Origin of the sequence: Corynebacterium sp. HMSC063G05 (genome assembly GCF_001810555.1) — a bacterium.
Lineage (GTDB): Bacteria > Actinomycetota > Actinomycetes > Mycobacteriales > Mycobacteriaceae > Corynebacterium > Corynebacterium jeikeium_D.
Map to the genome: position 1 here is coordinate 1 of NZ_KV801856.1, position 14,114 is coordinate 14,114.

Sequence of the window (14,114 nt, forward strand, 5' to 3'; positions counted from 1 at the left end):
GAAAGTGGTGATGCATTCACCGCCTGAACCTACCCCTGAAAAATCGTCTGATAGTGACATAAACTCGCACAGTTTCACATTTGCAGCCGTATTCACACGCGCAGCCCGTAATTTTTTGAGGTTGCCAGTGTGTCGGGTTGTCGGTTTTTCTCCTTACCCCCCCAGGGTGTGGAGCTACCCGCAGGCGGGCTCTGACCAGTCGCTATCTTGAGGATCAGACACACTCTTTGACTCTGCCTGTCTCCCCCCCCAAAAAAATCCCCATCGGACGACTCTCCGATGGGGATCTTCCATTCACACCAGCTCACCGCGCAATTCAGCGCTGCGGACTACCCTGCGCGGGCACCCCTTTAACGCCGGGAAGCCGGTCAGCGGAACCGTCGCCAAGCAAACGCCTAGTCGTCGAGTTCGGCGATAACCTCGTCGCTGATGTCGGCGTTCGAGTAGACGTTCTGCACGTCGTCGGACTCTTCGAGAGCGTCAATCAGACGGAAGAGCTTGCGTGCACCGTCAGCATCGAGAGCGACCGTGGTAGAAGCCCGGTAGTCCTGATCTGCGGAGTCATACTCCATTTCGGCATCGACAAGAGCGGTGCGGACATTCATCAGATCGGTAAAGGCGGAGACAACCTCGAACTTTTCGCCCAGGTCGTTGACCTCCTCTGCACCGGCATCGAGAACCGCCATAAGCAGGTCATCCTCGGTCAGTTCGCCCTTCGGCAGCTCGACGACACCCTTCTTTTCGAACAGGTAAGCCACGGCGCCGTTGTCCGCCATGTTGCCGTTGTTCTTGTTGAACGCCGAGCGCACATCGGAAGCAGCACGGTTACGGTTATCAGTCAGGCACTCCACAATCAAAGCGACACCGCCAGGTGCATAGCCTTCGTAGACAATGGTCTCCCAGTCAGCACCGCCGGACTCCTCGCCGGAACCACGCTTGCGGGCACGCTCAATGTTGTCGTTGGGAACCGAGGCCTTCTTGGCCTTCTTAATCATGTCATCGAGGGTGGGGTTACCAGCAGGATCACCGCCGCCGGTACGAGCCGCGACCTCGATGTTCTTGATCATCTTTGCCCACTCTTTGGCGCGCTTGGCGTCATTAGCAGCCTTCTTGTGCTTTGTGGTTGCCCATTTTGAATGACCCGCCATGTGCTAGTTCCTACCATTCCTCTCGTCAATACCCATGTAGATGGGAATTCGTCAGGTGTTCATTATACAAACCGGGGATTTAAATGCCGACAAGCTCTCGCAAAAAGAACTCGTGGAGCCGCGTCTCCCCCGTCGACTCCGGGTGAAAGCTGGTGGCCATCGCAGCCCCCTGCCGTACTCCGACCACTGTACCTGCGGTCTCTCCAGCCGATTCTGGCACCCGCGCTAGCACCTCAACATCATCACCGACACGCTCGACCCACGGTGCGCGAATAAAGGCGGCGTGTACAGGCGGCTGGTCACCACTGATCGCCAGCTGCGGAATATCCAAGTCAGTTTCGAAGGAATCCACTTGCCGGCCAAATGCGTTACGACGGACGGTGATGTCAATCGCCCCCAGGCTAACGGCATCCGGACGGGTATCGAGCACTTCGTCGGCAAGCAAAATCATGCCGGCGCAGGTGCCATATGCCGGAAGGCCATCGCGGAGGGCTTCCCGCAGCGGGTCTTCAAGCTCATTGAAGACCATCAGCTTGCTCATGGTTGTGGACTCGCCGCCGGGCAAAATTAGGCCGCTAAGCCCTTCCAGATCACGGGGCAAGCGCACCTTTCGGTGCGGGACGCCGAGCTGGTCAAGCACATATCCGTGTTCGGCAACGTTGCCCTGAAGAGCGAGGATACCGATTGTTTCCTGTGTCATTAATCTAGGTTCTCACTGCGAGCATCGAAGTTCGTCGCCACTGGCACGGGCTCGACACCCGGGGCCAGGCTTCGGGTCAGCCCTTCCTGCGTGACGACGGCCACGAGCTCGCCCTTTTGGTTAAAGATGCGACCGTGAGTCAATGCGCGACCCGCGTGCGCCGATGGCGAAATCTGGTCGTAGAGCAGCCATTCATCCGCACGGAACGGACGCATAAACCACATCGCGTGGTCGAGGCTGGCTTCCTGGACCTCAACGCCTGGATGCGGAACGAGTGCCGATGACAGCAAAGTCATATCCGACATGTACGCCAGCGTGCAGACGTGGAAGGTCTCGTTATCCGGCAGGCGATCCTTGCACCGGAACCATACCAGCTGCTGGGACGGGGTGTACTTGTTGTGTTCGAACTGATCATCCGGCACTACCCGGATATCCCAGTCCGCCCACTCGCGCATTAGTAGACGACGTGTGTTCGTCATCTCAGAGGTGTCGGTGACCACATCTTCAGGATCTGGCACCTTGCGCATCACGTCAGAGTGCTCGAGTCCCTCATCCCCCTTACGGTGGAAGCTGACCTGCATTACGAAAATCGTACGGCCATCTTGCACAGCTTCGACGGAGCGGTGGCAGAAAGACCGTCCATCGCGAATACGCTTGACCATGTACACCGTCGGGATATGGGGGCGGCCCGGGCCTACAAAGTAGGCGTGGAGGGAGTTCACCGCGAAGGTATTACCCACCGTGCGCGTCGCCGCGACGAGGGACTGGCCGGCAACTTGGCCACCGAAAGTGCGCTGCAGGATTGACTTAATGACTGGGCCACGGAAAATGTCCCGGTCAATCTGCTCCAGATCTAATACCTCGCGGATGTTAGCCATTTTTACCAGCCACGCTCAGCGAGTCGGTGCGGCTGCGGAATCTCGTCGACGTTGATGCCGACCATTGCCTCGCCGAGACCGCGGGAGACATCAGCGATGACCTTCGGATCATCGTAGTGCTGGGTTGCCTGGACGATAGCCTTGGCGCGCTTCTCCGGATCACCGGACTTGAAGATACCGGAACCAACAAAGACACCCTCAGCACCGAGCTGCATCATCATTGCAGCGTCAGCCGGAGTTGCAATGCCACCTGCGGTGAACAGCACGACTGGCAACTTACCGGTCTCAGCGACCTCGCGTACCAGCTCGTACGGTGCCTGCAGCTCCTTGGCGGCAACGTAGAGCTCGTCCGGAGCCATAGAACGCAGACGGTTAATCTCAGCGCGGATGGTGCGCATGTGAGTCACAGCGTTGGAGACATCACCGGTACCGGCCTCGCCCTTCGAGCGAATCATGGCAGCGCCCTCGTTGATGCGGCGCAGAGCTTCACCCAGGTTGGTCGCGCCACAGACGAACGGCACGGTGAAGTCAAACTTGTCGATGTGGTTCGAGTAGTCGGCCGGGGTCAGAACCTCGGACTCGTCAATGAAGTCAACACCGAGGGACTGCAGAACCTGTGCCTCAACAAAGTGGCCGATACGGGCCTTGGCCATAACCGGAATGGAGACGGCATTGATAATGCCCTCAATCATGTCCGGGTCAGACATACGTGACACGCCACCCTCTGCGCGAATATCGGCGGGGACGCGCTCCAGCGCCATCACGGCAGTTGCGCCGGCATCCTCAGCGATCTTGGCCTGCTCCGGAGTAACGACGTCCATAATGACGCCGCCCTTCATCATCTCAGCGAAACCGCGCTTGACGCGTGCGGTGCCCTGCCCGGAGTTGTTCTCAACCGTGCTCAACGAACCCTACTTCCCTAATAAAACTGGTGAATGTGACTGTTTGTAGTCGTTTAACACTATAACGCCTGAACTAGACAGTGCTGTTCATTGAGTCAGAAAACACCGCGAACTTCCAGCACAACAGCGGGTTTTCCCACAATTAAGCCGTTGTCAGTCCATCTGCAACATCGAAATATTCCGGTTCAGGTGCAGTGCCCGCCAGCCGCAGCGCGCGCACTAGCGGCCTGGCTCGCAGTGCTTTCGTATCCGTCACCGCATCATTGTAGAAACGGCGGGCGAGCTCGAGCCGCGTATGGGCGTCAGAAAGCTCAATTGCCATCGTCCGGTCCACGGGCTGTTCCTCATAGAGCGCCACAATTTTCCTAGTCAGTTCGTTTTCCACGTCTGCACGCTGCCCAGTGTTGTTGGCTCTAAGTGGTGTGGCTTCCACCTTCGCCACTACCCCGGCGAGTTCCGGGTAGGCGGCACGAGCGACTGCGGCCCTTCGCCCCAACGCCGCTTCCAGTGAAGAACGCGCCAAGTCCGTGCGAATGTGCATACGGTTCAAACGCGTCGCTGTCGATGAAGCCACCAAACCGCCAACGAGTACGACAATCAGCGCAATGACTAGGACAACGACCCAGATTGGAACGGTTACGTCCACCGAAAACCCACTTTCACTCCGCTGCGTTTAATCAGCTGCCACGACGGAAATCTCTATGGCGCAATGACGACCTTTTCGCCATCCATGCGCACCGTATCGTACACACGCAGAACGCCGTCGGCGACCTGCGACCAGTCATACTCCCAAGCCCGCTTATGCCCGAGTGCGCGAAGCTCCTCCCCCAACTTTGGCTGCGTCAAAAGGCGTACGACTGCATCCGCAAGGTCTGCGGAGTTACCGTTTTCAAAGTGAAGCCCGTAATGGCCGTCGTCAAGCACGAGTTTGAACGCATCGATGTCGCTGGAGATCACCGGCGCACCCGCCGCCATCGCCTCTACCAGCACGATGCCGAAACTCTCCCCACCACGCTGCGGGGCAATGTACGCATCCGCATCGGCGAGTATTGACGCCTTAGCATCCTCCGACAGTCTGCCGACGAAATGCAGGACATCTGCGTTTCTGCCCGCTTTACGACGAGCTGCCGCGATATCACCATCACCAACGACACAGACCTCAAGCTGTGGAATCTCCGCACGTATTGTTGGCAACGCGTCGAGCAAGACGTCAAAGCCCTTACGAGATTCGTCGAAGCGTCCGAGGAAGACAAGCCGATAGACCCCTTCACGCCGTGGCGGAATCTCAGGCAACGATGAGGCGGCCGGGCAGGACTCGAAATCTCCAACACGGACACCATTGGGAATGAGAACCGGGTCGCCGCCGAGTTGCTCAACCTGCCAGCGACGAGCCACTTCCGAGACAGCGATGCCTCCCCGAATGCGTTCAAGGTACTTCCGCAAAAATGGCGTGGCCAACTTCAATGCTAGGGAGTCCGTCGCCGCAGAGTGATAGGTCGCGACAATCGGCCCGACCGAGTTTACTAACGACAGCATTGAAAAACTGGGCGAATTCGGCTCATGGATATGAAGAATGTCGAAGCTACCCTCCTCAATCCATGTGCGGACTCGACGGCTGGTGCGGGGACCAAAAGATAGCCGAGCGACCGAGCCGTTATACGGAATCGGGATGGCGGCACCACCTCGAACAACGAAATCCGGCACGTCCGCCTGCGCGCTAGCTGGGCCGATAAGACTGACCTCGTGGCCGCGACGGATAAACTCCTCACACAAGTCAATCGCGTGAGCTTGAACCCCTCCTGGGACATCGAACGAGTACGGGCACACCATTCCGATTCGCACGGCTACTTTGACCTCTTCTTATCCGCCGGCCACAGTGGCTGCATCATGTGCCAATCCGCTGGATGCTGGGCAATATCAGATTCAAAAACAGTAGCGATGTCCTGGACAATGTCAGGTAGATCGCGCCCCTCAGTCGGCACGAATGGATGCGCTACAAAACGCCAACCATCGCGCGTGTAGGACAGGCCCGCGGGCATAAGCCGAGCGCCCGTGTCCTGTGCCAGCTTTGCTGCACCGACCGGCATTGTCGTCTGCTCGCCGAAAAAAGTGACCGGGACCCCGTGGCCGCCGAAGTCACGATCAGACAGCAGGCACACAACGCCACCTTCTTCCAATCGCTTCTGCAGTTCCGGCATCGCGGGTTTGCCACCGGTAAGCGGGAGAATGTGGAATCCGAGGGATTCGCGGTACTCCACGAAAGCGTCGTAAAGTACCTCTGGCTTCAGCCGTTCCGCCACGGTACTGAACCGACCATGGCGGGAAACGAGCCACATACCTGCCATATCCCAGTTACCAGAATGCGGCAGTGGGATGACGATGGAATCTCCGGCCTCGAGGGCCTCAGCAACTCGTTCGAGCCCATCGCTGGTGGATTCGACCGTGTCTGCCAACTCTGGCGACGCGATGGAGGGCAACCGGAATGCCTCCACCCAATAGCGTAGATAGGAACGCATGGAAGCCCGAATAAGACCTTGCGGCACTTCCTCAGGCGGACAGCCCATAACGCGAGCCAGGTTCTTGCGAAGCTGGCGGGTAGTCGCTGGATTTGCTGCTACACGATCGGCGGCTATGTTGCCGATGCGGTAGGCCACGCGTTCCGGCAGCAGACCAAAAATCTTCCACCCGGCCATATAGCCGAGCGCAACGAAATCATCTTTCGAGCGAGGCAGGAAGAAACTAGTCATCGTATCCTCCTTTAGTTGTTGGAATCAGCCGAACCCGTGGACTTCGTAGCAGAGTCAGGGTTGATAGATGAACTATCAGCTGCACCTTCTGGCGGGGCGATGGGATCCAACGCTCCTGGCTGCTTAGCCACCATGTACAAGCGCTGAACGACGGTGAATACCGACCCAATCGCCAGGAGCCACATCGCGACGTAGAGGGCATAGTCCACGCCAAGCCCCTGGAGCCCAATGCCGATTAGACCGATAATCAGGCGCTCCGCACGTTCGACGAGACCACCGTTGACCTTGAGGCCGCTAGCCTCTGCTCGAGCCTTAACGTAGGAAATGACCTGGGACGATCCCATGGTAATCAGTGTCAGAATGAGCAGCACTGAATCCGCGCCATGGCGATACACCACCCAATACGCTATCGCCCCGAACAGTGCAGCATCCGTAATACGGTCACAGGAAGCATCCAGCGTCGCTCCGTATTTCGTTCCCCGCCCTCGCAGTCTGGCCATCGTGCCATCGAGCAGGTCAAAAGCAGTGAAAATAGCGATTGACACCGCAGCTGCGAAAAGATGGTTGGTAGGAATCAGGATTACCGCAAGCAGAACGGAAACTACCGTTCCCACCAGGGTGACCGTGTTCGGGCTAATGCCGACCCGCAAAAGTGCAGCGGCAATCGGTTCAACTACTGGGCGGATTGGAGCCCTGCCACGGACACTCAGCATGCTGCCCCATCCTCTTGATTAAGGGCACGCCAGCCGTCGGCAAGCAACTCGCGAGTCTGACGAAGAGCCTGCGGTAACACTTTGGTGCCATCGATCACGGTCATAAAATTGCTGTCACCCGACCAGCGCGGTACGACGTGCATATGCAGGTGATCGGCGACCGAACCGCCGGAGGCCTTGCCTAAGTTGAAACCTACATTGACGGCGTGCGGACGCGAAACCGATTTGAGGGTACGAACCGCATGCTTGGCAAATCGCATCATCTCGGCTGTTTCTTCGTCGGTCAAGTCCTCAAGGTTGGCGACTTCGCGATATGGAACCACCATGAGGTGCCCTGGGTTGTACGGGAACAGATTCAGAACGGCGTACACCCACTCGCCGCGAGCGATAATGAGTGCTTCCTCATCGCTTTGCTTCGGCAAATCAACGAAGGGGTTACGGGATGGCTTGGAGTTATGCACACCACGCTTGACGATGTAATCCAGCCGGTACGGTGCCCATAAGCGCGTGAGCCGATCCGGTTCGCCGTAACCGCTGTCGACGTATACGCCATCAGACGATTCCTGCTGGCCGGCATTGCCCTGCTGCTGCGGAGGCAACTCTTCACTTCCCGACTGATTCACTGCCATCCCCTTCGTTGCGTGGCCGGGACCCCATTCGAGCCCCGACCACATATATTTCTCTGCTGTAGTTTACGACCTCGCGGTCAACTTCTTTGGATTACCACGCGTGGTTCACCAGTTAAAACAACGCGGTCGAATTAGAGAGCGTTAACGACCTCTAGAGAGCAGAGATATTCTCCTTGTTCGGCTGTTCGTTATTCCGCGAAGCAACCCAATCACAGATGATGTCCACAGCCTTCTCAACTGCCACCCCGTTAATCTGAGTGCCATCGAGGAACCGGAAGCTGACGGCACCTGCCTCAATGTCACGGGCACCAGCCAGAATCATGAACGGAACCTTGGCCTGGGTGTGGTTGCGAATCTTCTTCTGCATGCGGTCATCGGACGTATCCACGTGGACACGGATGCCACGAGACTTCAGCTGTGCAGCAAAGCCCTCCAGGTGTGGGATACAGTCATCCGCAACCGGAATACCAACAACCTGTTCCGGAGCCAGCCAAGCCGGGAAAGCACCTGCGTAGTGCTCCAATAGGACGCCAAAGAAACGTTCGATGGAGCCGAAAAGCGCACGGTGAATCATAATCGGGCGCTTCTTGGTTCCGTCAGGTGCGGTGTACTCGAGCTCGAAGCGCTCCGGCAGGTTGAAGTCGAGCTGTACCGTCGACATCTGCCAAGTACGGCCGATGGCATCGCGGGCTTGGACGGAAATCTTCGGACCATAGAAAGCGGCTCCGCCCGGATCAGGAACGAGCTCGAGGCCAGAAGCATCGGCAACGCGCTGGAGAATAGCTGTGGACTTCTCCCAAATTTCATCCGAGCCGACGAACTTCTTTTCGTCCTTCGTAGACAGCTCCAGGTAGAAGTCATCCAGGCCGTAGTCACGCAGAAGCGAAATGATGAAGTCGAGGACATTAGTAAGCTCTTCTTCCAGCTGATCCTCGGTGCAGTAGATGTGGGCATCGTCCTGCGTAAAGCCACGGGCTCGGGTAAGACCGTGGATAACGCCTGATTTCTCGTAGCGGTAGACGGTGCCGAACTCGAACATACGAATCGGAAGTTCACGGTAGCTGCGACCACGCGATGCGAAAATGAGGTTGTGCATCGGGCAGTTCATCGGCTTGACGTAGTAGTCCTGCGGAGCCTTGGTGCAGTTGCCGTGTTCGTCATATTCGCCGTCGAGCTGCATCGGCGGGAACATGCCATCCGCGTAGAAGTCAAGGTGACCAGACTTCTTGAACAAGTCACCCTTAGTTACGTGCGGCGTGTTCACAAAGTCATAGCCCGCTTCGATATGACGGCGACGGGAGTGCTGCTCCATCTCGTTGCGGATGATGCCACCCTTGACATGGAATACCGGGAAACCAGAACCAATCTCATCCGGGAAGCTGAACAAATCCAGCTCGGAGCCCAAACGGCGGTGATCGCGCTTCTCAGCCTCGAGCATGCGGTCAAGGTACTCGTCTAACGCTTCCTTGGACTCCCACGCAGTGCCGTAAACACGCTGCAGGTTATCTCGAGATTGGTCACCCCGCCAGTACGCAGCGGAAGAACGCGTGATCTTAAAAGCAGGGATGTAACGAGTGGTCGGCACGTGCGGGCCGCGGCAAAGATCAAACCACTCGGTCTCGCCAGTACGCGGATTGACGTTGCGGTAGCCGGTCAAGGTCGTACCTGCACCACCGACGTCGACATTGGCCTCATCATCTTCGGACACCTTGCCGGCCGACTTTTCAACAATCAGCTCGAGCTTATACGGCTCGTCGGCAAGCGCTTCCTGCGCCTGATCGGCAGACTCGAACGCGAAGCGCTCGAATCGCTGACCAGACTTGATGATCTTCTTCATACGCTTTTCGATGCGCTTGAGATCCTCCGGCGAGAAAGGCTCATCGACACGGAAGTCGTAGTAGAAACCATTGTCGATGGCAGGGCCAATGCCCAGCTTCGTCCCAGGGAACTCCAACTGCACGGCCTGAGCCATCACGTGAGTCGCAGAGTGGCGGATGACATCGCGACCGTCCGGAGTATTCGCCGGAACGGGCTCGAAGACGGTTTCCACTTCTGGCTTAAAGGACAGATCCTTCAAATTGCCTTCAGGGTCGCGGACACAAACGATGGCGTCAACGCCCTTGTTCGGGAAACCCAGGTCTCTCATCGCCTCGCCCGCAGAAACTCCTGCGGGCACGGAAAACGGTGCTGGGGTTGCAAATTCTTCTGACACGGCGTGCGTGTACTCCTTTTCAAAGTGTCTTCGAAAATCACATACCTGGTGACCTTCGTCAGTCGTTCACACACTTTACCGCACGGTCAAAACTCAGGCCTCGAAAAGGTCCTGGGCCCAGTACTCCTCCTCAGAAGTTCCTCGTGGCATAACAAACACGGCGGATCCAATGTGGAAAATCCACTGATTGAGACGGTCGTTCTTGGACAGCCGCTCTTGAATCGGATTGAACTGCTCCAACGGGTCCTTCTGGAAACAAATGAATACCAGGCCGGTGTTGGTCTCGAATCGACCATTCGGTTCCGGTGGCAGGTCATAGTTGTAGACCCGTCGCAGAATCCGCTGATTAGGTTTCTCTTTCGGAGGCATTGACAGCGCAACATGGCTGTTCGGATCCGTCAGAGGCAGACCATATTCATCAGTCTTCGCCAGGTCGACGGTCTCAAACTCGTCCTTACCTCCAATTGGCGCGCCGGTGCCGATATCTCGGCCGGTAATAACAGTGCGGCTTTCGCGGTCCAACACATCCCAGCCTGGAATATCCATTTCGATACGGCGGACAACCATCGCTGTACCGCCCCGCAACCAATCCGGACCACTATCAATCCACACCTGCTTGTCGAATTCTTCACGAGTGCGCGGGTTGACCGTACCGTCCTTCTGACCGAAGAGATTGCGCGGGGTCTCGCCTTCCTGCGTAGAACCATTGGCGTGCTGGAAACCAGCTTGCACCCAGTGAACATCCAAATAAGAACCTGCATTTCGGATCATCATTCGGGCCGCATGGGAGACCATTACTGGGTCGTCCGCACAAATCTGCAGGCACAGGTCTCCGCCGTTCCACTCCGGGCGGAGCTCATCGTTAACGTACTTTGGCAGATCTCCCAGCCACTCAGGCTTCTGGTCTTCCCTATCGATGATTGTGAAGAAATTCTCCCCATATCCAACAGTGATAGTCAGATTGGCCGGACTCCCCATGAGCTCAGGTTCCAAGTCCGTTCGAGTAGCCTTGCCGGCTGTCATTCGGCGGGCATCATCCGTCCAGGCACGCATGAGGTTTTGGAGGCGATTGCGATCGACCCCCTTCTTCACGTTGAAGGCAATTAGCCATAGATTCGCCTGTGCGGGCGTCGCAATCCCCGCCTGGTGGGCGCCATCAAAAGGTACGGTTGCTGTCTGCAAAGGCGGTTTCGGCGGCTCTTCCTGTGGACGTTCCAACCCAATCGCCTGGGCTTCCGGCGCCCCCAGGGCGAGCGCTGAGGCTCCTGCGGCGGTGCCGAGCCCGCCAAGAAAACGCCTTCTGGAAAAGCCTTCGGACATTTTGTGCACTCTTACCTTTCTGATTACTTCGAACTGGAACACATGAGATGGCTGGGGATCCGCCAACTTTTCAATAGCTTCAACGCAACCACTGGCCTATCCAATTCGACCGTATCGAAAACCTTTTTCGGAAAAAGAAAAGCGCCGGAGTTCGTTGCATATGCTGCAATAACCTGCCAACTCCAGCGCTTCTGCCACCATTAGATTCAGCTAGTCAATTCCTCGACGTACCTGAGCTCACGCCCGCTTTACGACGAACGATTGCTTGATCAACTTGTCACAAAAATTAGTGGCCCGAGTGATCCATCTCACCGCCACCCATGTGCTCTGGGTTGTTCAGGTCACCGTCATTACCGTAGTCCTCTTCACCTGCTGGCTGGACACGAACCTCAACGTCCTGGGTAATGCTAGAGCCGTCGGAAAGCTCAATGACGAGCTTGTACTCAGCTCCCACATCCATAGCTTCATCATTGTTCATGATCATGAAGTGAGTGCTACCCGGTTCGAGAACGAGTTCGCCATTAGCAGGAATCGTCAAACCTTCCGGCACCTCGAACATCTTGCCGTCCTTGGTATCGTGCTGCTCGAACTTCGTGCCTTCCTTCAGCCCCTCAAGCTTGAAGGAGGAAACCTTGATGTCCTTATCGGTGTTGTTGGTCAGCGTACCGAAGATGGCGGTCATGCCCTTGTCAGCCGGCTTTTCCTTGATGTAGGCATCGGCCAGCTGCACAGCAGCATCACTCTTCTCCATCTGAGAGGTAGCTTCGGTCGCAGCGGAGGTTGCGGACTCAGTCACCTCAGCAGCAGTGTTATCGTCGGACGAGCATCCTGCCAGAGCAAGGGTCAGAGCTGCGGAACCAGCGATCAGTGTAGTTGCAGTGCGATTGAGCTTCATGTGTCTATTTTGCCTTTCGATTAATAACGATGACGACAGCGGCGATGATGACGATGAGTCCACCACCGAGGCCATAAGCCCATAGCGGTATTGACTTCGTTTCCTCGGCGTGCGCACCGGTCTGACGAGATTCTGCCCCGGCTTCGGCTGCGCCAGCAGCATCCGGATCAGCCACTGAAAAAGAGGTCTTTCCTCGGGTGGAGTGACCATCAGAGGAGGTGATTTGGAAACCAATGATGTAGTTACCAGGGCCTGGATTAATATCCTCAGGGATATCCAAAGAGACCTCATTACCCACTACCTCTGGCTCGTGGGAGTACAGGACTTCCTTGGCATCTGCATCACTAATTGCAACGGTGTTGAAATTGTTCTTGGGGTTGCCGGAGAACTTGAGAGAAACGTGGTGCGGAAATTCATCGAGAACCTGCTTGTCGCCTGGGTTAGACGACAGCACGGAATCGTGAGCATGCGCGGGGCCAGCATTAATAACTGACGCACCTGCAAAGACTACAAGCGCCGCAGCAGCGGCTACTGCACGCCGGAAACCCGACTTTGAGAACCGAAACGTTTCGCCTGAAGCGACCCGGGGACTCACTAGAACAGTTCAACTCCTTTAAGCGGGACAGTTCGAGAAGAACAGCAGTAGTCTGACCGCTGCCCTTATACCTATTGTCGGATGGTAGTCCAGAAAAGTTCCCGAGAGGGACGAATATAGTTCAGGTCACACAGCAAAACCCCGGCCGCGCAGTTTTTATACGATGCGTCGACCGGGGTTTTAAATGGTAGTCCCAACTGGGTTCGAACCAGCGACCTTTCCGGTGTGAACGGAACGCTCTTCCACTGAGCTATGGGACTCGGACAGAAAAGCACTAAGCCTTTGCTGCTCTGCGGAATAAGTTAGCACGCGTTTTGGAAGTTTCCCTAATTGGGTTGCATTGCGTTTGCGATTGCGCAGTTCGACGATTTATTACCCCACCGATGGAACTCCATGACGATAGCGACTCGATAGCCCCCAGTAACCAACCCACGAAAGCGAATAAATGACATCGTTGCGATTCAGAGGCATCAAAGGTTGGTCTTTAGCCCTACGCCCACAGGCACAATACAGATGTTCACCTGGTAATTTGTAATCAATCGCACAAGCACGCTAAAGTATCTTTCGCACCGCAAGAGAGCAATTGAGATTCTTCTTCGCTCTCCTTGCAACGTGATGCGGATGTAGCGCAGCTGGTAGCGCATAACCTTGCCAAGGTTAGGGTCGCGGGTTCGAGTCCCGTCATCCGCTCTGGTTTCTCAAGAAGTTAAGCTCTGTGGTATAACTTCGAGGCAACCACTGAGGCGGCAGCCTCACGGTGGAATGGCCGAGTGGCGAGGCAACGGCCTGCAAAGCCGTGTACACGGGTTCGATTCCCGTTTCCACCTCAGCAGAGATTCCTTACCGGTTTCGATGTAATGCGCGTTTAGCTCAGCGGGAGAGCGCTTCCCTGACACGGAAGAGGTCACTGGTTCAATCCCAGTATCGCGCACCACGTAAGCCCTTATGGGCGAGCGTATTTGCGGATGTAGCGCAGCTGGTAGCGCATAACCTTGCCAAGGTTAGGGTCGCGGGTTCGAGTCCCGTCATCCGCTCAGTGCAAAACCCCCTTCTCCTGGAAGGGGGTTGCGCTTGAAAGCTTCTATATAGCTTTTACCCCAGCGCGATTAGCTCAGTGGGAGAGCGCTTCCCTGACACGGAAGAGGTCACTAGTTCAATCCTAGTATCGCGCACCACGTAAGCCCTTATGGGCGAGCGTATTTGCGGATGTAGCGCAGCTGGTAGCGCATAACCTTGCCAAGGTTAGGGTCGCGGGTTCGAGTCCCGTCATCCGCTCAGACCAACTCCCTTCCGGGTATCCGGGAGGGAGTTTTCGTTTAACCTTTGTTAGGCAACCAATTTCGGGTTAAGTAGCAAAAAGTGTGTCTGACTTTCA

13 protein-coding genes and 7 tRNA genes are annotated in these 14,114 nt (G+C 56.5%); 6 read left to right on the forward strand and 14 right to left on the reverse strand.

Translation table 11 applies throughout. The annotated features are described in order from the left end of the window. Positions 1-395 precede the first annotated feature (395 nt). The 14 genes from HMPREF2751_RS07115 to HMPREF2751_RS07180 all read right to left on the reverse strand — a co-directional run bounded on the left by HMPREF2751_RS07115 (position 396) and on the right by HMPREF2751_RS07180 (position 12,999). Positions 396-1,148, reverse strand: coding sequence for a YebC/PmpR family DNA-binding transcriptional regulator (locus HMPREF2751_RS07115; RefSeq protein WP_049172992.1), 753 nt, complete (start codon positions 1,146-1,148; stop codon positions 396-398). A gap of 79 nt (positions 1,149-1,227) precedes the next feature. Beyond that, positions 1,228-1,848, reverse strand: a complete 621-nt coding sequence (gene pdxT, locus HMPREF2751_RS07120; protein WP_048731318.1) for a pyridoxal 5'-phosphate synthase glutaminase subunit PdxT — start codon at positions 1,846-1,848, stop codon at positions 1,228-1,230. Then, positions 1,848-2,726, reverse strand: a complete 879-nt coding sequence (locus HMPREF2751_RS07125) for an acyl-CoA thioesterase (RefSeq protein WP_016422678.1) — start codon at positions 2,724-2,726, stop codon at positions 1,848-1,850. The genes pdxT and HMPREF2751_RS07125 overlap by 1 nt, the downstream gene beginning before the upstream one ends. Before the next feature lie 2 nt (positions 2,727-2,728). Next, on the reverse strand, positions 2,729-3,631 hold the full coding sequence (pdxS, locus tag HMPREF2751_RS07130; RefSeq protein WP_005511452.1) for a pyridoxal 5'-phosphate synthase lyase subunit PdxS: 903 nt from the start codon (positions 3,629-3,631) through the stop codon (positions 2,729-2,731). 139 nt (positions 3,632-3,770) lie between these two features. Next, positions 3,771-4,274, reverse strand: coding sequence for an NUDIX hydrolase (locus HMPREF2751_RS07135; RefSeq protein WP_070595762.1), 504 nt, complete (start codon positions 4,272-4,274; stop codon positions 3,771-3,773). Between the two features lie 53 nt (positions 4,275-4,327). Further along, positions 4,328-5,470: a glycosyltransferase family 4 protein gene (locus tag HMPREF2751_RS07140; protein ID WP_048731326.1), complete on the reverse strand. Its 1,143-nt coding sequence runs from the start codon at positions 5,468-5,470 to the stop codon at positions 4,328-4,330. A gap of 2 nt (positions 5,471-5,472) precedes the next feature. Next, entirely contained in the window at positions 5,473-6,375 is a 903-nt protein-coding gene (locus tag HMPREF2751_RS07145) for a phosphatidylinositol mannoside acyltransferase (protein ID WP_048731328.1), read from the reverse strand. Between the two features lie 11 nt (positions 6,376-6,386). Further along, positions 6,387-7,088, reverse strand: a complete 702-nt coding sequence (pgsA, locus tag HMPREF2751_RS07150; protein WP_070595763.1) for a phosphatidylinositol phosphate synthase — start codon at positions 7,086-7,088, stop codon at positions 6,387-6,389. Further along, positions 7,082-7,717 carry an ATP adenylyltransferase gene (locus tag HMPREF2751_RS07155; RefSeq protein ID WP_042388668.1) on the reverse strand — a complete coding sequence of 212 codons (636 nt, stop codon included), beginning with the start codon at positions 7,715-7,717 and terminating at the stop codon, positions 7,082-7,084. The genes pgsA and HMPREF2751_RS07155 overlap by 7 nt, the downstream gene beginning before the upstream one ends. A gap of 151 nt (positions 7,718-7,868) precedes the next feature. Then, positions 7,869-9,863 (reverse strand): threonine--tRNA ligase, encoded by a 1,995-nt coding sequence (thrS, locus tag HMPREF2751_RS07160; RefSeq protein ID WP_246823186.1) that lies wholly within the window; start codon positions 9,861-9,863, stop codon positions 7,869-7,871. A gap of 159 nt (positions 9,864-10,022) precedes the next feature. After that, a complete protein-coding gene (locus HMPREF2751_RS07165; protein WP_040361740.1) occupies positions 10,023-11,249 on the reverse strand; it encodes a Dyp-type peroxidase in 1,227 nt (408 codons plus the stop codon). A gap of 286 nt (positions 11,250-11,535) precedes the next feature. Further along, positions 11,536-12,144 (reverse strand): copper chaperone PCu(A)C, encoded by a 609-nt coding sequence (locus HMPREF2751_RS07170; RefSeq protein ID WP_049190804.1) that lies wholly within the window; start codon positions 12,142-12,144, stop codon positions 11,536-11,538. Positions 12,145-12,148: 4 nt separating this feature from the next. Next, complete coding sequence (locus HMPREF2751_RS07175) at positions 12,149-12,739, reverse strand: copper resistance CopC family protein (RefSeq protein ID WP_049190805.1); 591 nt, start codon at positions 12,737-12,739, stop codon at positions 12,149-12,151. Between the two features lie 185 nt (positions 12,740-12,924). Further along, positions 12,925-12,999: transfer RNA gene (locus HMPREF2751_RS07180), tRNA-Val, on the reverse strand. 357 nt (positions 13,000-13,356) lie between these two features. On the opposite strand from HMPREF2751_RS07180, the gene HMPREF2751_RS07185 reads away from it, so the two are divergent. The 6 genes from HMPREF2751_RS07185 (at position 13,357) to HMPREF2751_RS07210 (ending at position 14,014) form a co-directional block, all read left to right on the forward strand. Beyond that, positions 13,357-13,429, forward strand: a tRNA-Gly gene (locus HMPREF2751_RS07185). A gap of 66 nt (positions 13,430-13,495) precedes the next feature. Continuing rightward, positions 13,496-13,566: transfer RNA gene (locus tag HMPREF2751_RS07190), tRNA-Cys, on the forward strand. A gap of 32 nt (positions 13,567-13,598) precedes the next feature. Beyond that, positions 13,599-13,673 (forward strand) — tRNA-Val (locus tag HMPREF2751_RS07195). Between the two features lie 27 nt (positions 13,674-13,700). Continuing rightward, positions 13,701-13,773: transfer RNA gene (locus HMPREF2751_RS07200), tRNA-Gly, on the forward strand. A 66-nt stretch (positions 13,774-13,839) separates the two neighbouring features. Continuing rightward, a tRNA-Val gene (locus HMPREF2751_RS07205) sits at positions 13,840-13,914 on the forward strand. 27 nt (positions 13,915-13,941) lie between these two features. Further along, a tRNA-Gly gene (locus HMPREF2751_RS07210) sits at positions 13,942-14,014 on the forward strand. Positions 14,015-14,114: the final 100 nt, after the last annotated feature.

Bases quoted from the DNA above. Each gene is read 5' to 3' on its own strand.
- pgsA (WP_070595763.1), bottom strand. From the start codon at position 7,088: ATGCTGAGTGTCCGTGGCAGGGCTCCAATCCGCCCAGTAGTTGAACCG.
- HMPREF2751_RS07170 (WP_049190804.1), bottom strand. From the start codon at position 12,144: ATGAAGCTCAATCGCACTGCAACTACACTGATCGCTGGTTCCGCAGCT.
- HMPREF2751_RS07125 (WP_016422678.1), bottom strand. From the start codon at position 2,726: ATGGCTAACATCCGCGAGGTATTAGATCTGGAGCAGATTGACCGGGAC.
- HMPREF2751_RS07115 (WP_049172992.1), bottom strand. From the start codon at position 1,148: ATGGCGGGTCATTCAAAATGGGCAACCACAAAGCACAAGAAGGCTGCT.
- HMPREF2751_RS07155 (WP_042388668.1), bottom strand. From the start codon at position 7,717: ATGGCAGTGAATCAGTCGGGAAGTGAAGAGTTGCCTCCGCAGCAGCAG.
- thrS (WP_246823186.1), bottom strand. From the start codon at position 9,863: ATGAGAGACCTGGGTTTCCCGAACAAGGGCGTTGACGCCATCGTTTGT.
- pdxT (WP_048731318.1), bottom strand. From the start codon at position 1,848: ATGACACAGGAAACAATCGGTATCCTCGCTCTTCAGGGCAACGTTGCC.
- HMPREF2751_RS07145 (WP_048731328.1), bottom strand. From the start codon at position 6,375: ATGACTAGTTTCTTCCTGCCTCGCTCGAAAGATGATTTCGTTGCGCTC.
- HMPREF2751_RS07165 (WP_040361740.1), bottom strand. From the start codon at position 11,249: ATGTCCGAAGGCTTTTCCAGAAGGCGTTTTCTTGGCGGGCTCGGCACC.